Origin of the sequence: Bacillus sp. TH30 (assembly GCF_016650875.1) — a bacterium.
GTDB classification, from domain to species: Bacteria; Bacillota; Bacilli; order Bacillales; family Bacillaceae_G; genus Bacillus_A; species Bacillus_A mycoides.
In genome coordinates, this window is sequence record NZ_JAEKEY010000002.1 from 4,248,640 (window position 1) to 4,273,352 (window position 24,713).

Consider the following 24,713-nt stretch of genomic DNA (forward strand, 5'->3'; position numbering starts at 1 on the left):
GAGGTGAATAAAATGTTAACTCCTGAACGTCATCAAATGATATTGCAACTTGTAAAAGAGCAGAAGGTTGTTAAATTACAACAATTAGTGGAAAGAACAGAAAGCTCTGAATCAACAATTCGTCGTGATTTAGCACAATTGGAAAAGCAAAGGTTATTAAAAAGAGTTCACGGTGGTGCTGCTGTTTTAACAGGAAAAGGACAAGAGCCAACGATGGTTGAAAAATCATCCAAAAACATTCAAATAAAACACCAAATTGCGAGGTATGCGGCTAACATTGTTGAACAAGGTGATTGTATTTATTTAGATGCAGGAAGTACAACATTTGAAATGATTCCATTTTTAATAAATAAAGATGTTACAGTCGTTACGAATGGACTTATGCATATTGAAGCTTTAGTTGAAAATAATATTCGTGCATATTTACTGGGCGGGATGATGAAGAGTAGGACGAAAGCTTTAATTGGTGCTATGGCACAGGAAAGTATGCAGAAGTATCGCTTTGATAAATGTTTTTTAGGAGCGAATGGTGTACATGAACAGCTTGGTTTTACAACGCCAGATCCAGAAGAGGCACTCTTAAAACAAATGGCATTAACATTAGCAAACGAAGGATATTTCTTAATTGATGAAAGCAAGTTTTCAGAAGTTGCGTTTGCGAAAATTGCAAATGTTGAAGATGCAAGCATTATTACAAACCATTTAGAAATTGATTTAGAAAAATATAAAAGACAAACCAATGTAATTGAGGCTGATAAACAATGATCTATACAGTTACTTTAAACCCATCTATTGATTATGTAGTACAAGTTAATTCTTTCGATTTAGGAACAGTAAACCGAGCAGAGAAAGATATGAAGTTTCCTGGAGGAAAAGGGATTAATGTTTCTCGTGTTCTTCATCGTTTAAGTGTTGAAAATGTAGCGCTTGGATTTACGGGTGGATTTACAGGCCAATTTATTAAAGATGTATTGCATGATGAAGGTGTAACAACAAACTTCGTCCAAGTAGATGGAGATTCTCGAATTAATGTGAAAATAAAAGGGCAAGAAGAAACAGAATTAAATGGACAAGGTCCTATTGTGACAAATGAGCAATTTGAACAATTGATGAAAAAAATCGAAAGTATGCAATCTGGAGATTGTGTTGTACTAGCTGGAAGTGTACCTTCTTCTATTCCAAATACATTTTATGAATCAATCGCAGAGTTTGGAGCGGAAAAAGGTATTCGTGTAGTGGTAGATGCAAGCGGTAGTGCACTGCAGCATGTAATTAAAAATAAGCCGTTTTTAATAAAGCCAAATCATCATGAACTTGGTGAGTTATTCGGAGTGGAGCTTTCAACCGTAGAAGACATATTACCGTATGGAAGAAAATTAATCGAACAAGGTGTAGAGCACGTTATCGTATCAATGGCAGGAGATGGAGCTTTATTATTTACGGCAGAAGGTATATATGAAGCAACTGTTCCGAAAGGTGTTGTAATTAATTCGGTTGGGGCAGGAGATTCTCTCGTTGCTGGATTTGTAGGTAAATATGAACAGACAAAAGATATTGAAAAAGCATTTCAATATGGTGTTGCAACAGGAAGTGCAACAGCATTCTCGGCGGATTTATGTACAAAGGAAAAAGTAGAAGAATTATTGTCGCAAGTAATTGTAGCTAAGCGATAGGGGGAAGCAACATATGAAAATTACAGAACTATTAAAAAGGGATACAGTCATTATGAATTTGACAGCTTCAAATAAAGAAGCTGTCATAGATGAATTAGTTGAAAAGTTAAGCGGGGCAAATCGTTTAAATAGTAAAGCTGAATTTAAAGAAGCTATTTTAAAGCGAGAGTCACAAAGTACAACAGGCATTGGTGAAGGTATTGCTATACCTCATGCGAAGACGAATGCCGTTAAGCAACCGGCGATTTGTTTTGGTAGAAGTGTAAGCGGTATCAACTATGAATCACTTGACGGACAGCCTGCACATCTGTTTTTTATGATTGCTGCGAGTGAAGGGGCGAATAATACTCATTTAGAAACGTTATCTCGTCTCTCTACGTTATTGATGGATGAAGGGTTCCGCAAGCAATTATTAGAAGCAAAGGATGAGGATGAGCTTCTCCGTTTATTTGATGAAAAAGAGAATGAAAAAGAAGACGAAGAAGTTGAAGTAGCAAAGCCGGAAGGGAATGAGCCATACGTATTAGCTGTTACAGCTTGTCCAACTGGTATCGCTCACACATATATGGCTGCGGATAGTTTGAAAGCAAAAGCGGCAGAGTTAGGGATTGCGATTAAAGTTGAAACGAATGGATCAACAGGTGTAAAGAACGGTTTAACGAAAGAGGATATTGAACGCGCAACAGCGATTATCGTTGCGGCAGATAAACAAGTAGAAATGAACCGTTTCGCGGGGAAGTATGTCATTCAAGTGCCAGTAGCTGATGGTATTAGAAAAACTGAAGTCCTTCTTAATCGAGCTGTAAAACAAGATGCGCCAATCTTTAAAGGTGTCAAAGAGAATGGGAAGGCAGAAAATGTAGAGAAAGAAAAAGGGCTAGGAATTTATAAGCATTTAATGAGCGGTGTAAGTAATATGCTTCCGTTCGTTGTTGGTGGCGGGATTTTAATAGCGCTAGCGTTTTCGTTTGGTGGTATAAAAGCGGAAGGTCCTTTAGCTGAATTGTTCATGTCTATTGGGGGAGGAAAAACAGGTGCGTTTTTATTCCTTGTACCAATCTTAGCTGGATTTATTGCGAGTTCTATTGCTGATCGTCCTGGTTTTATGCCTGGTGTTGTAGGTGGGTTTTTAGCAGCACAAGCAAATGCGGGATTTTTAGGTGGATTAATTGCTGGTTTCTTAGCTGGATATGTTGTTTTAGGATTGAAAAGATTATTTTCAGGATTACCAGTACAGTTAGAAGGAATTAAACCTGTTTTGTTATATCCAGTCTTTGGATTGTTGATTACAGGAGTTGTTATGCAAAAAGTAGTAAATCCGCCTGTAGTAGCATTAAATGAAATGTTAACAGGATGGTTAAATGGTTTGAACGGTACGAATGCTATATTATTAGGTCTTATTTTAGGCGGTATGATGGCAATTGATATGGGTGGTCCAATTAATAAAGCGGCATTTACATTTGGTATTGCTGCAATAGAAGCACAGAATTTTGGAGTGCACTCAGCAGTTATGGCTGGTGGTATGGTACCGCCACTTGCGATTGCATTCGCAACCACATTCTTTAAAACAAAATTTACAGAAGCAGAACGTAAATCTGGTTTAACAAATTATATTATGGGAGCATCGTTTATTACAGAAGGTGCGATTCCATTTGCAGCTGCCGATCCGGTTCGAGTAATAGTAAGTTGTGTTGTTGGTTCAAGTATCGCGGGTGCCTTATCTATGTTATTCCAAATTACATTGCCGGCACCGCATGGTGGATTGTTTGTTATCGCATTAGTGAATAAACCGTTGCTATACATTTTCTCTATATTAATTGGGACGATTGTTTCAGCTATTATGATAGGTGTTTGGAAGAAGAAAGTTAAATAAAAGATAAAAAGGGACAGCTAATAGGAGTTGTTCCTTTTTCGTTACAAAAAGTAATTTAATAATTGGATTATGATGGATTTTGGTAAAAGATGTAATGAAAAGTGATTTTTTTGTAACAAAAAAGTAATACTGTAATTTTTCTGGAAAAAAATTCTTATACTAATTTGTGAGAAATATATGAAAACTATTGCTAATTTTGGTAGAAATACAATTCTTTAATATGGAAATTTATGTTACAAATCATTAATCGTTTATTACGAATGCTTTGTAATTGTGTGATTTTCGAAATTCTACAAAAAACTGTTGCTATAATGAGAACACGAAAACAAAGCAAATGGAGGCTATTCATGAAAAAATTATTAGGTATAGCAACAGCAGCAGTTTTTGGTCTTGGGATTTTTGCAGGTTCTGCTAAAGCGGAAACGATTGTAACAACAGATGTATTAAACGTTAGAGAAAACCCAACTGTAGAATCAAAACTTGTAGGTAAAATGTTAAGTGGAAATAAATTAGATGTTATAAATACAGAAAACGGATGGTCCAAAATTAAATTAGATGGTAAAGAAGCTTTTGTAAGTGCTGAGTTTACGAAAAGTTCTTATTATGTAACAGCAAACGTATTAAACATTCGTGCTGGAGCGAATACTGATTCAGAAATTCTTGGCACGCTTAAAAAAGATGACTTGATTGAAACGACAAATCAAGTACAAAACGAATGGTTACAATTCGAATATGGCGGGAAAGCGGCGTATGTTCACATACCATTTTTAACAGGTACAGCACCTGTTATTGAAAGAAAAGAAGTTCCAGCTCAAGATGAAGCGCCAACTAAGGTGAAAACGGCGGTTAAAAATGATACATCAGTTAAGGAGAAAGCGCCGGCTAAAAATGATACGGCAGTTAATGGAAAAGAATCAGTTAAAAGTGGAGCATCAAGTAAACCAGTAGCGCAAGCGAAGCCGGCAACTAAGCCAGTGGCAAAATCTACTGAAACAAGTGAACCTGCTGGTCGTGAAATAACGGTAGAAGCGACAGCTTACACAGCTCACCCGAGTGAAAATGGCACATATGGTGGTCGTGTGTTAACTGCGATGGGGCATGATTTAACAGCGAATCCAAATATGAAAGTTATTGCTGTTGATCCGAAAGTAATTCCTCTCGGATCAAAAGTGTGGGTGGAAGGATATGGAGAAGCAATTGCTGGAGATACTGGTGGCGCGATTAAAGGAAACCGTATTGATGTTTTAGTTGGTTCAGATAGCACTGCTGATAGTTGGGGTCGTAAATCCGTTAAAGTGAAAGTTATAAAATAATTTATTAAAATAAAAAACGGCTGCTTGAAAATGTCTAAGCGGCCGCTTTTTTTATATAAGAATTATTGAAAAGGGTAAATTGTTTTACCTGTAATAATTTTATACGCAGTGCAAAATTGAGTTTGCATATACTCTGTATTTTTATTTTCTGGATGTAACGTTGTTTCTTGAAGAGTAGAATGAAAGGAACGTAGTAAACAATTTAGTGCGAAGTATAATTCTTCTTGTGAACAATTTTGTTCTTTTGTAGCAGTAGCTAAAATAAGGTCTTTTATTAATAATGGAAAATCGATAGTCGCTTGTTTCATAGTCATTGCACCCTCTCCGAGCTATTTTTTATCATGTATATGCAGAATTGGACAAGCTATGCTCTTTTTTTGTGTAATTTCATGTACTGGATTCAAAGAACTTGCAATCATGCCGTTAAAATTGGTAAGATTGGGTATAATCAATAGATGGAGTATATTACATAAAGAGAGTTGAATGATATGGGAGAAGTGCAACGTGAAAAAGTTGCTGTCATCATTGGGCCAACTGCTGTCGGAAAGACGAAATTAAGTATCGATCTTGCAAAAGCGTTGAATGGTGAGATTATTAGTGGTGATTCCATGCAAATTTATCGTACGATGGATATCGGGACTGCAAAGGTGACGATAGATGAGATGGACGGAATTCCGCATTATATGATTGATATAAAAGATCCGGAAGATTCATTTTCTGTGGCGGAATTTCAAGAACGTGTCCGTAAGTGCATTCGAGAAATTACAGAGCGCGGGAAATTACCAATTATTGTTGGTGGAACCGGTCTCTATATACAATCTGTTCTATTCGATTACCAGTTTACAGATGAGGCTGGGGATGCTACATACCGAGAACAGATGGAAAAGTTAGCATTAGAACACGGTGTGGAATATGTACATAAAAAGTTACAAGAAGTAGATCCAGAAAGTGCGGAGCGTATTCATGCCAATAATGTAAGGCGTGTTATTCGGGCGTTAGAAATTTTTCACACGACGGGTGAAAAAATGAGTAACCAGCTCGAAAAACAAGAAAATGAGTTACTGTACGATGTTTCATTAATTGGCTTGACAATGGATCGAGAAATGCTATACGATCGCATTAACTTACGTGTTAACCTAATGATTGAACAAGGTTTATTAGAAGAAGTAAAAGGTTTACATGAAAGAGGAGTGCGAGATTGTCAATCTATTCAAGCGATTGGTTATAAAGAGATATATGATTATTTTGAGAATCGTGTATCTTTAGAAGAAGCGGTATCACAATTAAAGACGAATTCACGCCGTTATGCAAAACGTCAATTAACGTGGTTCCGTAATAAGATGGATGTCGCGTGGTTCGATGTTACTGATGGTGAAAAAACGTCAGAAATTTTACGATACATAGAAGGAAAGCTACAACTAAAGTCGAATAATAGTAAGTAGAGAAAAAGAGGAGGATTCGACATGAAGCAATCAATCAATATTCAAGATCAGTTTTTAAATCAACTCCGTAAAGAGAATACGTTCGTTACGCTGTACTTATTAAATGGTTTCCAGCTTCGTGGATTAATTAAAGGATTTGATAATTTTACAGTCCTGCTGGAAACAGAAGGTAAGCAACAGCTTATTTATAAACATGCAATTTCTACATTTGTACCACAAAAAAATGTTTCAATTGAATTAGAGTAGTAATGAATTATTGTACATAATAAAAAAGAGCGAGTTTCTCGCTCTTTTTTTATTTGCCATAAACAATAAATAGTGAAATTTAAGCGATTCTAAATACAGTAAGACGAATGTTAGTGTTTCCTGTTGCAGGGATCGTAATCTCGTTAAGAGTAGATTGGACAGAAATGTTTGCTCCAGCAGCTAATGTTTCGATTGTAGTAAATGAAAGTGAGTCGCCTATTAGATTTGAAGAGAAGTTGTCAGTAGCAACTGCTCCATTAATTGAAATTCCTACTCCAAGTGGAGCGCATCCTGGCGCAGTTGTAGAAATAGATACGCTAATTACATAAATACCAGCGTTAATAACAGTAACTGTATTTGTGCCGTTAAAGATAATATTGTTTACGTTAATTGCAGTACTAAAAATAAAGTTATTAAATTGGAGTACTGTTTGTTGGATGTTGTTTGTTACAACGATTGTTGCTACTGGGAAGCTAGGTCCAGTAGGTCCGGTAACTCCTATACCAGTAACACCCGTTGGTCCTTGAACACCTTGAGGTCCGGTAGCACCTGTGTTACCTTGAGCACCTTGAGGTCCGGTAGCACCCGTGTTACCTTGAACACCTTGAGGTCCAGTAGCACCCGTGTTACCTTGCGCACCTTGAATACCTTGAGGTCCAGTGGAACCAGTAGCACCAGTAGCACCCGTGTTACCTTGAGCGCCTTGAGGTCCAGTGGAACCAGTAGCACCTGTGTTACCTTGAGGTCCAGGAGGCCCACCAGAAGGTCCAGTAGGTCCGGTAACTCCTATACCAGTAGCACCTGTGTTACCTTGAACACCTTGAGGTCCAGTGGAACCAGTAGCACCCGTGTTACCTTGAACACCTTGAGGTCCGGTAGCACCCGTGTTACCTTGAGCGCCTTGAGGTCCAGTGGCACCTGTATTACCTTGAATACCTTGAGGTCCGGTAGCACCTGTGTTACCTTGAGCACCTTGAGGTCCGGTAGCACCCGTGTTACCTTGAGGTCCAGTAGCACCTGTGTTACCTTGCGCACCTTGAGGTCCAGTGGAACCAGTAGCACCCGTGTTACCTTGAACGCCTTGAGGTCCGGTAGCACCCGTGTTACCTTGAACACCTTGAGGTCCAGTAGCACCCGTGTTACCTTGCGCACCTTGAGGTCCGGTAGCACCCGTGTTACCTTGAGCGCCTTGAGGTCCAGTGGCACCTGTATTACCTTGAATACCTTGAGGTCCAGTAGCACCGGTAGCACCCGTGTTACCTTGAATACCTTGAGGTCCAGTGGAACCAGTAGCACCCGTGTTACCTTGAACGCCTTGAGGTCCAGTAGCACCCGTGTTACCTTGCGCACCTTGAGGTCCAGTGGAACCAGTAGCGCCCGTGTTACCTTGAATACCTTGAGGTCCAGTGGAACCAGTAGCGCCCGTGTTACCTTGAATACCTTGAGGTCCAGTAGCACCCGTGTTACCTTGAATACCTTGAGGTCCAGTGGCACCTGTGTTACCTTGCGCACCTTGAGGTCCAGTGGAACCAGTAGCACCCGTGTTACCTTGAGCGCCTTGAGGTCCAGTGGCACCTGTATTACCTTGAATACCTTGAGGTCCAGTAGCACCGGTAGCACCCGTGTTACCTTGAACGCCTTGAGGTCCAGTAGCACCCGTGTTACCTTGCGCACCTTGAGGTCCAGTGGAACCAGTAGCGCCCGTGTTACCTTGAATACCTTGAGGTCCAGTAGCACCCGTGTTACCTTGAACACCTTGAGGTCCGGTAGCACCCGTAGCACCTGTGTTACCTTGAACGCCTTGAGGTCCAGTAGCACCCGTGTTACCTTGAGCGCCTTGAGGTCCAGTAGCACCGGTAGCACCCGTGTTACCTTGAATACCTTGAGGTCCAGTGGAACCAGTAGCACCTGTGTTACCTTGCGCACCTTGAGGTCCAGTAGCACCGGTAGCACCCGTGTTACCTTGAATACCTTGAGGTCCAGTGGAACCAGTAGCACCCGTGTTACCTTGAATACCTTGAGGTCCAGTGGAACCAGTAGCACCGGTAGCACCCGTGTTACCTTGAACGCCTTGAGGTCCAGTAGCACCCGTGTTACCTTGCGCACCTTGAGGTCCGGTAGCACCTGTGTTACCTTGCGCACCTTGAGGTCCAGTAGCACCCGTGTTACCTTGAATACCTTGAGGTCCAGTGGAACCAGTAGCACCGGTAGCACCCGTGTTACCTTGAACGCCTTGAGGTCCAGTGGAACCAGTAGCGCCGGTGTTACCTTGAATACCTTGAGGTCCAGTGGAACCAGTAGCGCCGGTGTTACCTTGAATACCTTGAGGTCCAGTGGAACCAGTAGCGCCGGTGTTACCTTGAATACCTTGAGGTCCAGTGGAACCAGTAGCGCCGGTGTTACCTTGAATACCTTGAGGTCCAGTAGCACCCGTGTTACCTCTAGGTCCGGTCGCACCAGTCACGCCCGTGTTACCTCTAGGTCCGGTCGCACCAGTCACGCCCGTGTTACCTCTAGGTCCGGTCGCACCAGTCACGCCCGTGTTACCTCTAGGTCCGGTCGCACCAGTAGCGCCCGTGTTACCTCTAGGTCCGGTCGCACCAGTCACGCCCGTGTTACCTCTAGGTCCGGTCGCACCAGTCACGCCCGTGTTACCTCTAGGTCCGGTCGCACCAGTAGCGCCCGTGTTACCTCTAGGTCCGGTCGCGCCAGTAGCGCCCGTGTTACCTCTAGGTCCGGTCGCACCAGTAGCGCCCGTGTTACCTCTAGGTCCGGTCGCACCAGTAGCGCCCATGTTACCTCTAGGTCCGGTCGCACCAGTCACGCCCGTGTTACCTCTAGGTCCGGTCGCACCAGTAGCGCCCGTGTTACCTCTAGGTCCGGTCGCGCCAGTCACGCCCGTGTTACCTCTAGGTCCGGTCGCACCAGTCACGCCCGTGTTACCTCTAGGTCCGGTCGCGCCAGTCACGCCCGTGTTACCTCTAGGTCCGGTCGCACCAGTCACGCCCGTGTTACCTCTAGGTCCGGTCGCACCAGTCGCGCCCGTGTTACCTCTGGGTCCGGTCGCACCAGTAGCGCCCATGTTACCTTGAGGTCCAGTAGGTCCAGTAGGTCCAGTAGGTCCTCTGCCGAACGAAGCTGAATTAACTAGAGTAGTTTGTAACTCTGCAATTAATTTAAGGAGTTCTTGGAGTGTACAAGGATCAATTCGGAATAACTTTGTAATGTAAAGTAAATAATTAATTAAAATTTGAAGTTCAACAAATACAGCACTTGCTACGAAGGTTGGATTTTTTAATATAGTTATTAAGTTTTTAATGATGGCTAATCCTTGTGCTTTCAGAGCGGAAGTAGTGTCTAGTGAACAGATGAATTTGCTTAGTAGGTGCAATGTATCTATTAGATTCTCAATGTTTTTGGGAGATGGATTGGCGAAAAGTTTAGGGATTATTTTTATTAAATCGTTAATGATTGCACGGAATGTTCTAATTTGCGCTTTAGTAATTGGAATCGTTGGGGTAGTTGGAATTCGTCCAGCGCTAGTTGGAAAGCAGGGATTGGAGTATTTATTTTGATTGTCGTTAAAGCGAGACATTAAATCTCTCCTTTCTAATAAGAATGTGAATGAAACTCATCATAGTAGATGCAGGGAATAGCTAAATGGTCATAGTGAAATTGAGTGTTTCGAGAAAAAAATAAAAAAACGCCTTATTATAGGGCGTTTTTTTTATTTTCAGCATATTGATAATATCGCTTTAGTGAAATTTTTGATTTGAAGCCAACTAATTTTATGATTTCTGGCTCTGGGGTTTGTTTTTTTATTAGGCGTAAAATAAACGTGTTCCGGAAATGTTGTCCAGAAATGCCTTTACGTAAATTCGCTCTTGCTACTTCAAGTCGGATCATTTTTTGGATAGCGATTTCTGTTAGTGCTTTTGGTGCATCGTTTTCGTATACCCATCTGTATGTTCCGCGGTTAAAATCGAATGCAACAAACAACGGGTCATTACTATGGTATTTAGGACGAACTGGTTCTGGAATACTTTTATAATATGTGTACAGTTGTTTTTTGTCTTCGATTGCTAATGTGATTGTTCTTTCTACTCCTGCGGTTGCTGGAATAGAAAGTGTATTAGTTTCAAAATGAACGTGATGCATAGTTAATGCTGTAAGCTCTTGTAAGGATAGTCCGTAGTCGATTAATATACTTAAAATAGCGATATTACGATCCATTAATAATGGACGAACGGGACGTTGTTTTTCTGAAAGTCCTTCTAATGAAGTGACTATATGCTTTAATCTTTTTTCTTCATCGGATGAAATGAAATCTTCATTACGCAATGCACGGTTTGGTTGAATAGTAATTTCCATATTCTTCAATGGATTTGGAATGTTAAGAAAATGATGCATTCTATTTAATACAATAAATACACGATGCATTGTTTTCTCAGAGTAGTGTCGATTCTTTTTTAAGTCTGAAAAGTAATCTTCATAGTCTTTTGTACAAAGTGTTGCCCATATATTACTGGAAGGGAGCTTTTTGTTTTTTTCTAACCAATGTCCAAAATCTTCAATGTCATAAACATAACGTTTAATGGTTGAAGACTTTCGGCCTTTATTCAATAAAAAAATAGAAAAGGCTTGTATTGTATCATGGAATTCCGTTGTTTCCATAGTCCCACCACCTTGATTATTTCTTATATTATAGCAAACTTTTCTGAAAATAGGCATTTGCAGGAGGGACTGGAATAATAATATTTGGTGAGTGGATAAAATGAGGTGATTGTATGGAACAATCGATGCGTAAGAAAAATAACAATCAAATTAATATTGTATTAAACCATCGAAAGAAAATTTCGTTACCGGCATCAGAAAATAAAACGGTAATTTCAAGTGAAACCACTACTAAACATGAGATGTTGCAGAGAATTGAAGAAGAGATGGGAAAGCTTGTTGGGATGGATGAAATAAAAAAGATAATAAAAGAAATTTATGCTTGGATTTATGTAAATAAAAAAAGACAAGAGATGGGGTTGAAATCTGAGAAGCAAGTGCTTCACATGTTATTTAGGGGGAATCCCGGTACTGGGAAGACAACCGTTGCTAGAATGATAGGGAAATTGTTGTTTGAGATGAATATTTTATCGAAGGGACATTTAGTTGAAGCAGAACGTGCTGATCTTGTGGGGGAGTATATCGGTCATACAGCGCAAAAGACGAGAGATTTAATAAAAAAGGCCATGGGAGGTATTTTGTTTATTGATGAGGCGTATTCTTTAGCGCGGGGGGGAGAGAAGGATTTTGGGAAGGAAGCTATTGATACACTTGTGAAGCATATGGAAGATAAGCAGCACGGTTTTGTATTAATTTTAGCTGGATATTCAAGAGAGATGAATCATTTTCTTTCATTAAATCCAGGGTTACAATCTCGTTTTCCATTTATTATTGAATTTGCGGATTACTCGGTAAATCAGCTGTTGGAAATTGGAAAGAGAATGTATGAGGAGCGTGAATATCAGTTATCTAAAGAAGCGGAGTGGAAATTTCGAGATCATTTACATGCGGTAAAGTATTCGTCGCAAATTACATCGTTTAGTAATGGGCGATACGTACGGAATATTGTTGAAAAATCGATTCGTACACAAGCTATGCGATTGTTACAAGAGGATACGTATGATAAATATGATTTAATTGGGATATCAAGTATGGATTTAATGCTTGAAGAGGAGACGCACAGTACGTAAACTGTGCGTCTGTTTTTATGCATAAGTTCGTTTACTCTTTTTTTGCTTTTTCTTGGTGAGTTTTATGAAGACGTTCCATTTTAGCGCTCTTTTCGTGCGCTGAATTTGGATCATGTCCAAATTGGTTTACTGAGCTTTTTTGAGCTCCTTTATTAACATGGTTTGTCATTTGCATTCACCTCGCTTTAAAAATTAGTATAAACATTATGTAAAGAAAAACTCGTTAGAAAAGAAAAACCTCTTTACGATATGTAAAGAGGTTAGATTACTATTTATGCATTGAGCGCTCCTTTGTATCGATGCGTCTATGCGGTAAATGCCATTTGTAATGAATAGAAACCATGCGGAAGCAAACAATTAAAATGAATAAGGTGTATAGAGCCCAATCGCTAACGATGACTTTAGCGCCAATCAAAAAACCGGCTAAAATCGTCCAAAACGCATATACATCAGCTCGAAGGACGAGAGGTTTTCTACGTGCTAAAAGATCACGAATAATACCGCCGCCAATGCCAGTTAAAACAGCAGCTACAATTGTAGCGCTAATTGGTAAATTTAATTTTTGGGCGTATAGAGCTCCTTGTACGGCGAACGCTGATAAGCCGATGGCATCTGTGATGTTTTCCCACTTTTTCCAATGCTTAATTAATTTATTAGGAAAAAGAAAAATGATCGTCATTGATAATAGTGCGATTTGGAATAACATGTCTTGTTGCCAAAACGCGACGATTGGATAACCGATTAATAAATTACGAAGGGCACCTCCCCCAAATGCGGTTGCCATTCCTAAAATATATACCCCGAAAATATCATAATCCTCTTCCATTGCAACAATGGCTCCGCTTAGTGCGAAAGCGATTGTGCCTATGATGCTAAAAATCTCCCATGCCATGAATTTTCTCCCCCGCTAACTAGATGAAATGTGCTTCCTCTGCTATTATATTAGAAGGTTTAAATTTCGAAAAGGATGAGTGAACATATTTGATGGAAGAAAAAGAAAAAATCATATTAGTTGGCTGTCAATTGCCACAAGATGATGATGAAAAATTTATGCATTCCATGAAAGAGCTTGCATCGCTAGCGAAAACTGCGCGAGCGGAAGTGTTAGTATCAACGACGCAAAAGCGCCCGAAGTTTCATCCGGCGACTTATATAGGAAAAGGTAAACTAGAAGAGCTTGCAGCGTTGACGGAAGAATTAGAACCAGCTGTTATTGTTTTTAATAATGAGTTAACACCAAGTCAAATTCGGAATTTATCTTCAGTATTAGATGCGAGAGTGATTGACCGAACGCAGTTAATACTAGATATTTTTGCGCAACGTGCGAAATCGAGAGAGGGTAAGCTTCAAGTAGAATTAGCTCAATTGCAATATACAATGCCGCGCCTTATGGGACAAGGTCTTGCTTTATCACGTCTTGGTGGTGGAATTGGTACAAGGGGACCAGGAGAGACGAAGCTTGAGACAGATCGTCGTCATATTCGATCTCGTATTGATGAAATAAAGAGACAACTTGCGGTTGTTGTGGAGCATCGAAAGAGATATCGTGAGAGAAGAAAAGATAATAAAGTGTTTCAAGTTGCGTTAATTGGGTATACAAATGCAGGAAAATCTACGTTGTTTAATAGATTAACTGAAGCTGATACGTTTGAAGAAAACTTATTGTTTGCAACGCTAGATCCGACGACAAGAAAGATGCCGTTACCTTCTGGTTATACAGTGCTTTTGACTGATACGGTTGGTTTTATACAAGATTTACCTACGTCACTAATTGCTGCTTTTCGATCTACGTTAGAAGAAGCTGGGGAAGCGGATGTTATTTTACATGTTGTTGATTCTGCAGATCCTAATTATGTAGGGCATGAGCAGACAGTAAAACAATTATTGTCGGACCTTGAAATTAATCGTATTCCTATTATTACGTTATATAATAAAAAAGATAAATTGCATCAAAACTTCATTCCATTTCCGAAAAGTGATTTCTTAATGACTAGTGCTTTTGAAGAAAGTGATTTATTGCGTATAAAAGAAGCGCTAGAAACGAAGATGAAGGAAGAAATGGATGATTATCAAGTGGAAATCCCTCCGAGTGAAGGTAGGTTATTAACGTTTTTAAAGACAGAAACAATATTAACTAAAATGGAGTTTCTAGAAGATAAATTTGTATATGATTGTACAGGGTATATATTTGCTCATTCATCGCTTAAGGGGCAATTAAAGAGATTTTTAGTGGAAGAAGGAGAAAATAATGTTTGATCGTTTGAAAAATGGAGAAAAAATTGCTCCAATCGTAAAAGAAGTAGAAAATCAAATTATAGAAGTACATAAACATGTGGATGAAGTGATTGAGAGTAACCAATTTCGTGTATTAGAAAGTTTTCGTAAACACAAAATTAGCGATTCGCATTTTATTCCGACGACAGGTTATGGTTATGATGATATTGGTCGTGACACGTTAGAAAAAGTGTATGCTGATGTATTTGGGGCAGAAGCGGGTCTTGTTCGTCCGCAAATTATTTCAGGTACTCACGCAATTTCGACAGCTCTATTCGGTATTTTACGTCCAGGAGATGAACTGCTATACATAACAGGAAAACCATATGATACGTTAGAAGAAATCGTTGGTGTACGCGGAAAAGGTGTAGGCTCATTTAAAGAATATAATATTGGTTATAACGCAGTTCCGTTAACTGAAGAGGGATTTGTGGACTTTGAAGCTGTTGCAGCTGCGATCCATAGTAATACGAAGATGATTGGTATTCAGCGTTCAAAAGGATATGCTACTCGTCCGTCGTTTACTGTTTCACAAATTAAAGAGATGATTGCGTTTGTGAAAGAGATTAAACCTGATGTTGTTGTATTTGTAGATAATTGCTATGGCGAATTTATTGAAGAAGAAGAGCCATGTCATGTTGGTGCGGACTTAATGGCAGGCTCTCTTATTAAGAATCCTGGCGGTGGAATTGTTAAAACTGGTGGTTACATTGTTGGTAAAGAGCAGTATGTTGAAGCGTGTGCATATCGTCTAACATCTCCGGGAATCGGTGCGGAAGCAGGGGCATCTTTATACAGTTTGCAAGAAATGTATCAAGGTTTCTTCTTAGCGCCGCATGTAGCGGGACAAGCGCTAAAAGGTGCGATTTTTACAGCTGCATTTTTAGAAAAGTTAGGGATGAATACATCACCAGCTTGGAATGCACCAAGAACAGATTTAATTCAGTCTGTTCAATTTGATGATAAAGATCGTATGATTGCGTTCTGTCAAGCGATTCAATATGCATCTCCAATTAATTCTCATTTCACTCCATATGCAAACTATATGCCGGGTTATGAAGATGATGTAATTATGGCTGCGGGGACGTTTATTCAAGGTGCAAGTATTGAGCTGTCGGCTGATGGTCCGATTCGTCCGCCTTATGTTGCTTACGTGCAAGGTGGGTTAACTTATTCGCATGTAAAGATTGCGATTTGTTCTGCGATTGATGCGTTAATTGAAAAAAAACTATTAACAATTTCTTAAAGGAAAGCTGTCGATTTCGGCAGCTTTTTTCGTGTGAAAGTAATGATTTGTGCCATTAGAAAAAAAATGAAAAAATCCACAAAAAAATCATGTAAGAAAAGCTAACATCTATTGACACTAAACATAACATGGTATAAAATGAGAAACAGTTAAGGCGAAGGAGGAACTGAAACAATGAAAGAAGATAGACGTTCTGCTCCGCTGTTTCCAATTGGTATTGTAATGGATTTAACACAATTATCTGCACGTCAAATTCGCTACTATGAAGAGCATAATCTTATTTTTCCAACCCGTACAAAAGGGAATCGTAGATTATTTTCATTTAACGATGTAGATAAATTGTTGGAAATTAAAGATTTGTTAGATCAAGGCTTAAATATGGCCGGAATAAAACAAGTATTGCAAATGAAAGAAAATCAAACAGAAGCAGTGAAAGTAAAAGAAGAAACGAAAGAAATTTCAAAATCCGAGCTTCGCAAAATTCTTCGAGATGAACTACAACATACAGGTAGATTTAATCGGACCTCATTGCGACAAGGTGACATTTCAAGGTTTTTTCACTAAAGATAACTGATTCTGAAGGTGTTTAGAGGGACTAAGGAGGAATTTATAATGGCTAGGTACACAAAAGAAGATATTTTCCGTTTGGCGAAAGAAGAGAATGTAAAGTATATCCGTCTGCAATTTACGGACCTTTTAGGGGTAATTAAAAACGTAGAAATTCCAGTGAGCCAATTAACAAAAGCTCTTGATAACAAAATGATGTTTGATGGATCTTCTATTGAAGGTTTCGTACGTATTGAAGAATCTGATATGTATTTATATCCGGATTTAGATACTTGGGTAATTTTCCCTTGGACAGCTGAAAAAGGTAAAGTAGCTCGTTTAATCTGTGATATTTACAATGCTGATGGTACTCCATTTGATGGCGACCCACGTAACAACTTAAAGCGTGTGTTAAAAGAAATGGAAGCATTAGGATTCTCAGATTTCAATCTTGGACCAGAGCCAGAATTCTTCCTATTTAAAGTTGATGAAAAAGGAAATCCAACATTAGAATTAAACGATAACGGTGGATACTTCGACCTTGCGCCGATGGATCTAGGGGAAAACTGTCGTCGTGATATCGTTCTTGAACTTGAAGAAATGGGCTTTGAAATTGAAGCATCTCACCATGAGGTTGCGCCAGGTCAACATGAAATTGACTTTAAATATGCAAATGCAATTCGCTCATGTGATGACATTCAAACATTCAAGCTTGTTGTAAGAACGATTGCTCGTAAACATGGTTTACACGCAACATTTATGCCGAAACCATTATACGGTGTGAACGGTTCAGGTATGCACTGTAACTTATCACTATTTAAAAATGGTGAGAACGTATTCTTCGATCAAAACGGTGATTTACAATTAAGTGATGATGCTCGTCACTTCATCGCAGGTATTTTAAAGCATGCGCCAGCATTTACAGCGGTAGCAAACCCAACTGTAAACTCTTACAAGCGTTTAGTACCTGGATATGAAGCTCCATGTTACGTAGCATGGTCTGCACAAAACCGTAGTCCATTAGTGCGTATCCCTGCATCTCGTGGTATTAGTACACGCGTAGAAGTACGTAGTGTTGACCCAGCTGCGAACCCGTATTTAGTAATGGCTACATTATTAGCAGCAGGTCTTGATGGAATTAAAAATAAATTAACTCCACCAGCTGCAGTAGACCGTAACATCTACGTAATGACAAAAGAAGAGCGTGAAGAAGCAGGTATCGTTGACTTACCAGCAACATTAGCGCAAGCGTTAGTTACTTTACAATCTAATGAAATCGTATGTGGCGCATTAGGTGATCATTTACTTGAGCACTTCATTGAAGCAAAAGAAATTGAGTGGGATATTTTTAGAACTCAAGTTCACCAATGGGAACGCGATCAATATATGTCTCTATACTAAGAGAGAAAAAAGCCCTAATACTACGGTATTAGGGCTTTTTCGTCATTTATCTACAGTGAAAAAACACGAATATTGTCGTTATTTTTTTAGTGTCAGCAGGAAGTAATTTAGTGAAAATAATTTGTATTGACTCGTTCTATATAAAGAACTAAAATGGCATTAACTAGAAATGTTTGTATATTTAAAAGAATGAAAATATTGTTTTTTCTTAAGTTTTCGATGCCAATTTCAAGTTGAAGCTCATTGGTTTTAAATGAGGAGGGAAGTTATGGATAAGGAAATAAATTTGAAAAATCTATTTACTATTATACGGAAAAGAATTTGGATACTTCTATTATTTACAACTCTCACAACAGTAGCAGGAGCGATGTATACTATATATGTAAAAACACCATTATATGCCTCTTCAGCAAGAGTTATTGTTCAAGCTAATGCTGAAACGATGAATACATTGAAAGCGATGGTAAATGAGCCTGTAATATTAGAAAAAGTGGCTGCTGAATTGAATATTAACAGATCTGCAGGTGCATTAAGTGGACAAATAAGTACAGAAAGTGTGCAAGGGTCCCAGATTATGAGAATAAATGTAGTGGATATAGATCCTGTGCTTGCTCATAAAATTGCAAATACTACAGTTGCTGTTTATAAGAAAGAAGTAGCGAATATACTGAATTTTAATAATGTGAGTATATTACCAGAAGACCCAGTTCAAAAAAATTCTATGCCTATAAATATAAATCACTTTAAGACGATACTAATTGCATTCTCTATAGGTATGGTGCTCAGTGTTGGATTCATTTTTTTATTGGATTCACTTGATGAGAGAATCAAATCGGAACGGCGAATTGAACAATTGTTAGATGTCCCTGTTTTGGGCGGAATATCTAAAATGAATAGAAAAAATGTGAAAGACAAATTCAGTAAAAAAAATACGGTATTATTGGGGGAGGGAACGGAGTGGCTTACAAAAATAGACGAAAAACAAATAAAGTTAAAGGAGAAAGTATAATTGTACATACCGCTCCAAGATCGAAAATTTCGGAGCAGTATCGTTCGCTTCGAACAAATCTTCAATTATCTTCATCTATTCATAAAAGCAGAACTATAGTTATTACTTCTCCGAGGTATGGTGAAGGAAAATCAACGATTACAGTTAACTTAGCAGTCTCAATAGCACAAAAAGGTGAAAAAGTATTGGTAATAGATGCAAATTTACGAACACCGACGATTCATGAAATGTTTGGAGTAGAAAATACAATTGGATTAATTGATATATTGAACGGAAAAACAACTTTAGAGGGCGCCGTGAAAAAAACAGAGATGGCAAGTCTGGATATATTAACTAGCGGACCGGTACCATTCAATCCATCCGAAGTACTTAGTTCGAGTGCAATGGATATGTTAGTTCAAAAGGCAATGGAACGATATGATATTATATTATTTGATTCTTCTCCTGTACTAGAAGTAACAGATACAAGTGTATTGGCTGATAAGTGTGAAGGTGTATTATTGGTGATACGTTATAATCATACTGTGAATGAAGATGCGCTTGAAACGAAAAGGGCGTTAAGTTTTACGAAAAGTAGGATATTAGGTGCGATTTTGAATGGAAAAGTATAAATAACATAAATGTACTTTTAAAAAAATAATATCCTTATATTAAGATGTTATTTATAAAGAATTTTTTAAAGAGCTACGATGTGGTGATGTCTCCTTACCGCTATCAACGGAGGCACTCGATTATGCTGTGGGTTGTGAAAACAACCTTAGATGCGAGTCATCAAGAGTGTAATGTGAGGCCGGGTTAGATGCCCATGTTTTATTAAAGTTTCTAACTATGTGCTTTTAATAAAGAGAATATAGTTAGAAACTTTAAATTTGAAAGAGTTAAGTATGGAATTGATTAAAGGAGGAAGTTACATGACGTATCGGCGGAGGATATCGTTATTGCTTTTAATGGATTCAATGATTGTGTTAAGTGCTATTTTCTTTAGTTATTTCTTTGTAAATGCTAGCTTTAGTGTTATCACTTTATCATCAATTATTAGCTCTATCACTCTACTAGTCAGTCATCATTTATTTGCTTTAATATATAAGTTGTATAATAAAGCTTGGGAATATGCAAGTATAGGAGAATTACTCATTATATGCAAAGTTGTTACATTTTCTATAATTGCTACAGCAGTTGTGCAGCAACTAATCATGCAAAAAATGTATTTTCGGCTGTTAGTTGTAACTTGGATGATTCATATTTTATTAATTGGTGGTTCACGTTTTATATGGAGAATGTACAGAGATATTTATTATGTAAAAAAGGGTGATAAAAAAAGAACGTTAATTGTTGGTGCGGGATCTGCTGGGACAATGGTTGCAAGGCAGTTGTTAAAGAATAGTGCTGCCGAATTAATGCCAGTCGCATTTATTGATGATAATGTAAAAAAACATAACCTTGATATTTGGGGTATTCCAGTAATTGGCGGTAAGAATCAAATTGAGTATGTCGTTAAAAAACTGAATATTGAAATAATAATTTTAGCAATTCCTTCATTAAACAAAAGAGAGCAAAATGTTATTTTGAAAAGATGTTTAAAAACAGAAGTGAAAACTCAAATTCTTCCGATGTTAGAAGACTTAGTAACGGGTAAAGTATCGGTGAACGAATTCAGAGATGTTCAAGTAGAAGATTTATTAGGGCGCGATCTTGTAGAACTTGATGTGGATGTTATTTCAGATTATATAACTAACAAAGTTATTTTAGTTACTGGTGCAGGGGGTTCAATTGGTTCGGAAATTTGTAGACAAATTGCAAAATTTAGGCCGAAAAGGTTGATTTTACTAGGGCATGGGGAGAACAGTATTTATTCTATAGAAATGGAATTAAACAGAAAATATGGAGATATGAAAGGCACGTTTATTCCTGAAATCGCAGATATACAAGATGAAAAAAAGATGAATTTAATAATGAATAAACATCTTCCAAATGTTGTATATCATGCAGCTGCACATAAACATGTACCACTAATGGAGAATAATCCTGAAGAGGCTGTTAAAAATAATTTGATTGGAACTATGAATGTATCAGAGGCAGCGAGAGCACATGGAGTAGGAACGTTTGTTATGATTTCCTCTGATAAAGCTGTGAACCCGACGAGTGTTATGGGAGCAACAAAGAAATTAGCTGAGATGGTAATTCAACATAAAGATAAAATAAGTCATACAAAGTTTGTTACTGTACGCTTTGGGAATGTCTTAGGAAGTAGAGGGAGTGTTATACCTTTATTTAAGAAGCAAATTCAAAATGGTGGACCAGTTACAGTTACTCATCCTGATATGGTTCGGTATTTTATGACAATCCCGGAAGCATCAAGACTCGTAGTGCAAGCTGGTGCTTTAGCTAAAGGTGGAGAGATTTTTGTATTGGACATGGGAGAACCAGTGAAAATAGTCGACCTTGCCAAAAATCTTATTCGATTATCAGGAAATTCTGTGGATGAAATAGGAATAGAATTTACTGGTATACGCCCAGGGGAGAAACTTTTTGAAGAATTACTAAAAGAAGATGAAATGAATGAAAAGCAAATTCATCCGAGGATTTACGTAGGACAAGAAATGAATGTTCGTATAGAAGAAATTGAAGAGTTTATTTCAAGTTATACAGATTTAAACGAAGTAGAATTAAGAAAACGATTGTTAAAGTTAGTAAATCAGCGTAAAACTTTAAAACTGTTAATACCTGTATCAGGTTAATAGAAAAAATTTATATAAGACGGGTGCGTGGGATGGTGTCTAAAAAAGTTCTGTTTTGTGCAACTGTAGATTATCATTTTAAGGCTTTTCATTTACCGTATTTGAAATGGTTTTCAGAACAAGGATGGGAAGTACATGTTGCAGCGAGTGGGAATATACATCTTCCGTACGTAACTCGAAAATATAACATTTCTATTCAAAGGTCACCTCTTAGTATACAAAACCTCCACGCATATAAAAAACTAAAATCAATTATTGATCAAAATAAATATCATATCATTCATTGTCATACGCCTATGGGAGGAGTAATTGCTCGTTTAGCTGCTCAGAAAGCCAGGCGGCAAGGAACGAAAGTCGTATATACAGCACATGGATTTCACTTTTGTAAAGGATCACCATTCATAAATTGGCTTCTATATTATCCAATTGAAAGAAGTTTAGCAACTAATACGGATTGTCTTATAACAATTAATCAAGAAGATTACAATTTAGCAGTTAAACATCGTTTTCAAGCGAAAGATATTAAATTCGTTCATGGTGTAGGGGTAGATATAAAACGATTTGCCCCTGTAACTGAAACTGAAAAGCAAGAATTAAAACTACAATTTGGCTATAATCCACAAGATTTTTTAATGTTTTCTGCTGCTGAATTTAATAAGAATAAAAATCAAAGCTTTTTAATCCATGTATTAGCACAATTGAAAAATGAAATGCCACATGCGAAGCTTTTGCTTGCTGGCGAAGGACCGTTAATGGAAGAGTGCAAAAAAATAGCTACTCAACTAGGAGTGACTAACATGGTTCATTTTCTCGGTTACAGAAATGATATAGCTTCCTTACTACAGATGTGTGATCTTGCGGTTGCATCTAGTTACAGGGAAGGTTTGCCAGTTAATATTATGGAAGCCATGGCTTGTGGACTTCCGGTTGTAGCTACTGATAACCGGGGACATAGGGAATTGATTATTAATAATAAAAATGGTTGGATTGTAGATCGTGATGATATAAAAGCAATGGCTGACAGGATAAAGGGTATTTCTATAAATCCTAAAGTATTAGCTCAGATGGGGCAGTATGGATGTACTATTATTAAAAATCAATATTCAGTAAATGAAGTGTTAAAAGAGAAAAAAGAAATTTATACAACATTTATGGGGGAAATGGAGGATTTAAATTGGGCACTCCATTAAGAGTATTACATGTAGTCGTAAATATGAATAGAGGCGGAGCGGAAACTTTAATTATGAATTTATATCGCAATATAGATCGTTCCAAAGTTCAATTTGATTTTTTAACATGTAAAGAAGGAGTGTTTGATGAAGAAATAGTAAAGTTAGGCGGGGAAATTCATAGAATTCCATATGTTACAGACGTTGGTCATAGAGGCTATATAAAGACGCTAGATACCTTCTTTAGCTCTCATACGCAATATAAAATCGTTCATTCACATATGGATAAAATGAGTGGATTGGTACTACGTTCAGCTAAAAAAGCAAGGGTGCCAGTTAGGATTGCACATAGTCACAATACTAGTAGTGAAGGTGGTGCTACTGCAAAAATCTATAAATGGTATGCAGGAAAATCTATAGGTACATGTGCAACTCATTTGTTAGCATGCTCAAATGCAGCTGCGAGATGGTTATTTGCAGATAAAGCTGATACAGCCAAAATCTTAAAAAATGGAATTGATTGTGATAGATTTTTGTTCCGTCCTGAAATAAGAAAACAAGTAAGAAAGGAATTACAAATTGAACAGGAAGCTTTTGTTATAGGTCATGTCGGAAGATTCGCTTATCAAAAAAATCATACCTATCTTATAGATTTATTTGCTCAGTTAACTCAATTTCGGCCAAATTCAATACTTTTATTAGCTGGAGAAGGGCCGCTTCGCTTGGAAATGGAAAAAAAGGTAAAAGATTTGAACATGGAGAATCACATAAGGTTTCTGGGGGTACGAAGTGATATAGAAAGGATACTTCAAGCATTTGATGTATTTGTTTTTCCGTCTATTCATGAGGGATTACCAGTCACACTTGTAGAGGCGCAAGGGGTTGGTTTACCTTGTATCATATCGGATACTATTACGAAGGAAGTGGATTTGGGAATGAATTTAGTTGAACATTTTCCTCTAACGGATAAATTGGCATGGATAGAAAAAATGAAAAGACTAGAAACTAGTAATTGCTCGAGGAATATATCAGCTCAATTATTATTAGAAAAAGGATACGATATAAAGCATACGGCAGAATTAACCCAAGGTTTTTATTCCGTACTTTCGAGGTGAGTAATTTGGAAAATTTAACAATTTTCACCCCTACTTATAATAGAGCATATTGTCTTCAAAATTGTTATGAGAGTTTAAAACGTCAAACATGCAAGAACTTTGTATGGCTCATTATAGATGATGGATCTAGTGATCACACGAAAGAGTTGGTGAATAATTGGATTTTCGAGGGACATATAAAAATAAGGTATCATTGGCAACCAAATCAAGGGATGCATGGTGCTCATAATACAGCATATGGGTTAATTGAAACGGAGTTAAATGTTTGTATTGATTCTGATGATTATATGCCAGATGATGCCGTAGAGAAAATTATTTCTTTTTGGAATAGCTATGGAAGTGATGAAGTTAGTGGGATAATCGGACTAGATTTGTATATAGATGGACAAATAATTGGCTCGGAGTTACCAGAAAACCTTAAATATTCCACGTTGTTTAATCTTTACAATAAACATGGTGTCACAGGTGATAAAAAATTGGTCTATCGCACAGAATTGACTAAGAAATATCCATACCCAATTTTTAAAAATGAAAAATATGTTGGATTAGCATATAAATATTATATGTTAGATCAGCAGTATGAGATGTTACTGATGAACGAACCTCTTTGCTATGTTGAATACATGCCTGACGGTTCATCAATGAATATGCTAAATCAATATCGTAAAAATCCAAGAGGTTTTGCTTTTTATCGTAAGGAACTTATGAAATTACCATTTACTAATCGAGTATTCAAGTATAGGCAAGCTGTACATTATGTATCTAGTAGTTTTATAGCGAAAAATAAAAGATTTATGCAAGAGTCGCCATGCAAAGGTCTTACGATTTGCGCATTACCACTTGGAGTTATTCTTTATAGTTACATTACAATGAAAACAAGAATGGAAGTAAATATATAGGGATTTACTTAGTAAGTAAATGAGA

General features: G+C 37.8%; 22 protein-coding genes. 17 read left to right on the forward strand and 5 right to left on the reverse strand.

Features of this window, described 5'->3' with window-relative positions:
* Positions 1-12 precede the first annotated feature (12 nt).
* The 4 genes from JFU20_RS24175 to JFU20_RS24190 all read left to right on the forward strand — a co-directional run bounded on the left by JFU20_RS24175 (position 13) and on the right by JFU20_RS24190 (position 4,859).
* Complete coding sequence (locus JFU20_RS24175; protein WP_002137840.1) at positions 13-765, forward strand: DeoR/GlpR family DNA-binding transcription regulator; 753 nt, start codon at positions 13-15, stop codon at positions 763-765.
* Positions 762-1,673, forward strand: coding sequence for a 1-phosphofructokinase (gene pfkB, locus JFU20_RS24180; protein WP_002137839.1), 912 nt, complete (start codon positions 762-764; stop codon positions 1,671-1,673). The genes JFU20_RS24175 and pfkB overlap by 4 nt, the downstream gene beginning before the upstream one ends.
* 13 nt (positions 1,674-1,686) lie before the next feature.
* Positions 1,687-3,546 (forward strand): PTS fructose transporter subunit IIABC, encoded by a 1,860-nt coding sequence (locus JFU20_RS24185; RefSeq protein WP_002014693.1) that lies wholly within the window; start codon positions 1,687-1,689, stop codon positions 3,544-3,546.
* Between the two features lie 347 nt (positions 3,547-3,893).
* Positions 3,894-4,859, forward strand: coding sequence for a 3D domain-containing protein (locus tag JFU20_RS24190; protein WP_002014694.1), 966 nt, complete (start codon positions 3,894-3,896; stop codon positions 4,857-4,859).
* A 62-nt stretch (positions 4,860-4,921) separates the two neighbouring features.
* Here the strand turns inward: JFU20_RS24190 and JFU20_RS24195 are convergent, their stop codons facing one another.
* Complete coding sequence (locus JFU20_RS24195; RefSeq protein WP_002014695.1) at positions 4,922-5,167, reverse strand: hypothetical protein; 246 nt, start codon at positions 5,165-5,167, stop codon at positions 4,922-4,924.
* 180 nt (positions 5,168-5,347) lie between these two features.
* Here JFU20_RS24195 and miaA point away from each other — a divergent pair, with 180 nt between their 5' ends.
* Positions 5,348-6,301, forward strand: a complete 954-nt coding sequence (gene miaA / locus JFU20_RS24200) for a tRNA (adenosine(37)-N6)-dimethylallyltransferase MiaA (protein WP_002014696.1) — start codon at positions 5,348-5,350, stop codon at positions 6,299-6,301.
* Positions 6,302-6,322: 21 nt separating this feature from the next.
* Positions 6,323-6,547, forward strand: a complete 225-nt coding sequence (hfq, locus tag JFU20_RS24205) for an RNA chaperone Hfq (RefSeq protein WP_000813896.1) — start codon at positions 6,323-6,325, stop codon at positions 6,545-6,547.
* Between the two features lie 79 nt (positions 6,548-6,626).
* Here the strand turns inward: hfq and JFU20_RS24210 are convergent, their stop codons facing one another.
* On the reverse strand, positions 6,627-10,142 hold the full coding sequence (locus JFU20_RS24210) for a Gly-Xaa-Xaa repeat protein (protein ID WP_201038945.1): 3,516 nt from the start codon (positions 10,140-10,142) through the stop codon (positions 6,627-6,629).
* Positions 10,143-10,258: 116 nt separating this feature from the next.
* Entirely contained in the window at positions 10,259-11,221 is a 963-nt protein-coding gene (locus JFU20_RS24215) for a tyrosine-type recombinase/integrase (RefSeq protein ID WP_002137832.1), read from the reverse strand.
* Positions 11,222-11,334: 113 nt separating this feature from the next.
* Here JFU20_RS24215 and spoVK point away from each other — a divergent pair, with 113 nt between their 5' ends.
* Entirely contained in the window at positions 11,335-12,291 is a 957-nt protein-coding gene (spoVK, locus tag JFU20_RS24220) for a stage V sporulation protein K (RefSeq protein WP_002014481.1), read from the forward strand.
* A 31-nt stretch (positions 12,292-12,322) separates the two neighbouring features.
* On the opposite strand, the gene JFU20_RS24225 is transcribed toward spoVK, so the two are convergent.
* Together JFU20_RS24225 and JFU20_RS24230 are read right to left on the reverse strand one after the other, a co-directional pair.
* Positions 12,323-12,460, reverse strand: coding sequence for a hypothetical protein (locus tag JFU20_RS24225; RefSeq protein WP_002087943.1), 138 nt, complete (start codon positions 12,458-12,460; stop codon positions 12,323-12,325).
* 99 nt (positions 12,461-12,559) lie between these two features.
* Positions 12,560-13,183 (reverse strand): trimeric intracellular cation channel family protein, encoded by a 624-nt coding sequence (locus JFU20_RS24230; RefSeq protein ID WP_002014478.1) that lies wholly within the window; start codon positions 13,181-13,183, stop codon positions 12,560-12,562.
* Between the two features lie 92 nt (positions 13,184-13,275).
* Between JFU20_RS24230 and hflX the strand changes: the two genes are divergently transcribed.
* The 10 genes from hflX to JFU20_RS24280 all read left to right on the forward strand — a co-directional run bounded on the left by hflX (position 13,276) and on the right by JFU20_RS24280 (position 24,688).
* Positions 13,276-14,547 carry a GTPase HflX gene (gene hflX, locus JFU20_RS24235; RefSeq protein ID WP_201038949.1) on the forward strand — a complete coding sequence of 424 codons (1,272 nt, stop codon included), beginning with the start codon at positions 13,276-13,278 and terminating at the stop codon, positions 14,545-14,547.
* Positions 14,540-15,811, forward strand: a complete 1,272-nt coding sequence (locus JFU20_RS24240) for a methionine gamma-lyase family protein (RefSeq protein ID WP_201038951.1) — start codon at positions 14,540-14,542, stop codon at positions 15,809-15,811. The genes hflX and JFU20_RS24240 overlap by 8 nt, the downstream gene beginning before the upstream one ends.
* Before the next feature lie 174 nt (positions 15,812-15,985).
* The gene (glnR, locus tag JFU20_RS24245) at positions 15,986-16,375 is read left to right on the forward strand and encodes a transcriptional repressor GlnR (RefSeq protein WP_002014475.1); all 390 of its coding nucleotides are present in this window, start codon (positions 15,986-15,988) and stop codon (positions 16,373-16,375) included.
* A gap of 48 nt (positions 16,376-16,423) precedes the next feature.
* Entirely contained in the window at positions 16,424-17,758 is a 1,335-nt protein-coding gene (gene glnA / locus JFU20_RS24250; RefSeq protein ID WP_002014472.1) for a type I glutamate--ammonia ligase, read from the forward strand.
* A gap of 268 nt (positions 17,759-18,026) precedes the next feature.
* Positions 18,027-18,767, forward strand: a complete 741-nt coding sequence (locus JFU20_RS24255; protein ID WP_002165235.1) for a YveK family protein — start codon at positions 18,027-18,029, stop codon at positions 18,765-18,767.
* Positions 18,716-19,378 carry a CpsD/CapB family tyrosine-protein kinase gene (locus JFU20_RS24260; protein WP_002165236.1) on the forward strand — a complete coding sequence of 221 codons (663 nt, stop codon included), beginning with the start codon at positions 18,716-18,718 and terminating at the stop codon, positions 19,376-19,378. Before JFU20_RS24255 ends, JFU20_RS24260 begins: the two co-directional genes overlap by 52 nt.
* Before the next feature lie 300 nt (positions 19,379-19,678).
* Positions 19,679-21,505: a polysaccharide biosynthesis protein gene (locus JFU20_RS24265; protein ID WP_002165237.1), complete on the forward strand. Its 1,827-nt coding sequence runs from the start codon at positions 19,679-19,681 to the stop codon at positions 21,503-21,505.
* A gap of 32 nt (positions 21,506-21,537) precedes the next feature.
* Positions 21,538-22,695 (forward strand): glycosyltransferase family 4 protein, encoded by a 1,158-nt coding sequence (locus tag JFU20_RS24270; RefSeq protein ID WP_201038953.1) that lies wholly within the window; start codon positions 21,538-21,540, stop codon positions 22,693-22,695.
* Entirely contained in the window at positions 22,680-23,789 is a 1,110-nt protein-coding gene (locus tag JFU20_RS24275; RefSeq protein ID WP_002165238.1) for a glycosyltransferase family 1 protein, read from the forward strand. Before JFU20_RS24270 ends, JFU20_RS24275 begins: the two co-directional genes overlap by 16 nt.
* Before the next feature lie 5 nt (positions 23,790-23,794).
* Positions 23,795-24,688: a glycosyltransferase family 2 protein gene (locus tag JFU20_RS24280; protein WP_002014465.1), complete on the forward strand. Its 894-nt coding sequence runs from the start codon at positions 23,795-23,797 to the stop codon at positions 24,686-24,688.
* Positions 24,689-24,713 lie beyond the last annotated feature (25 nt).

Bases quoted from the DNA above. Each gene is read 5' to 3' on its own strand.
- JFU20_RS24175 (WP_002137840.1), top strand. From the start codon at position 13: ATGTTAACTCCTGAACGTCATCAAATGATATTGCAACTTGTAAAAGAG.
- pfkB (WP_002137839.1), top strand. From the start codon at position 762: ATGATCTATACAGTTACTTTAAACCCATCTATTGATTATGTAGTACAA.
- JFU20_RS24185 (WP_002014693.1), top strand. From the start codon at position 1,687: ATGAAAATTACAGAACTATTAAAAAGGGATACAGTCATTATGAATTTG.
- JFU20_RS24190 (WP_002014694.1), top strand. From the start codon at position 3,894: ATGAAAAAATTATTAGGTATAGCAACAGCAGCAGTTTTTGGTCTTGGG.
- JFU20_RS24195 (WP_002014695.1), bottom strand. From the start codon at position 5,167: ATGAAACAAGCGACTATCGATTTTCCATTATTAATAAAAGACCTTATT.
- miaA (WP_002014696.1), top strand. From the start codon at position 5,348: ATGGGAGAAGTGCAACGTGAAAAAGTTGCTGTCATCATTGGGCCAACT.
- hfq (WP_000813896.1), top strand. From the start codon at position 6,323: ATGAAGCAATCAATCAATATTCAAGATCAGTTTTTAAATCAACTCCGT.
- JFU20_RS24210 (WP_201038945.1), bottom strand. From the start codon at position 10,142: ATGTCTCGCTTTAACGACAATCAAAATAAATACTCCAATCCCTGCTTT.
- JFU20_RS24215 (WP_002137832.1), bottom strand. From the start codon at position 11,221: ATGGAAACAACGGAATTCCATGATACAATACAAGCCTTTTCTATTTTT.
- spoVK (WP_002014481.1), top strand. From the start codon at position 11,335: ATGGAACAATCGATGCGTAAGAAAAATAACAATCAAATTAATATTGTA.
- JFU20_RS24225 (WP_002087943.1), bottom strand. From the start codon at position 12,460: ATGACAAACCATGTTAATAAAGGAGCTCAAAAAAGCTCAGTAAACCAA.
- JFU20_RS24230 (WP_002014478.1), bottom strand. From the start codon at position 13,183: ATGGCATGGGAGATTTTTAGCATCATAGGCACAATCGCTTTCGCACTA.
- hflX (WP_201038949.1), top strand. From the start codon at position 13,276: ATGGAAGAAAAAGAAAAAATCATATTAGTTGGCTGTCAATTGCCACAA.
- JFU20_RS24240 (WP_201038951.1), top strand. From the start codon at position 14,540: ATGTTTGATCGTTTGAAAAATGGAGAAAAAATTGCTCCAATCGTAAAA.
- glnR (WP_002014475.1), top strand. From the start codon at position 15,986: ATGAAAGAAGATAGACGTTCTGCTCCGCTGTTTCCAATTGGTATTGTA.
- glnA (WP_002014472.1), top strand. From the start codon at position 16,424: ATGGCTAGGTACACAAAAGAAGATATTTTCCGTTTGGCGAAAGAAGAG.
- JFU20_RS24255 (WP_002165235.1), top strand. From the start codon at position 18,027: ATGGATAAGGAAATAAATTTGAAAAATCTATTTACTATTATACGGAAA.
- JFU20_RS24265 (WP_002165237.1), top strand. From the start codon at position 19,679: ATGACGTATCGGCGGAGGATATCGTTATTGCTTTTAATGGATTCAATG.
- JFU20_RS24270 (WP_201038953.1), top strand. From the start codon at position 21,538: ATGGTGTCTAAAAAAGTTCTGTTTTGTGCAACTGTAGATTATCATTTT.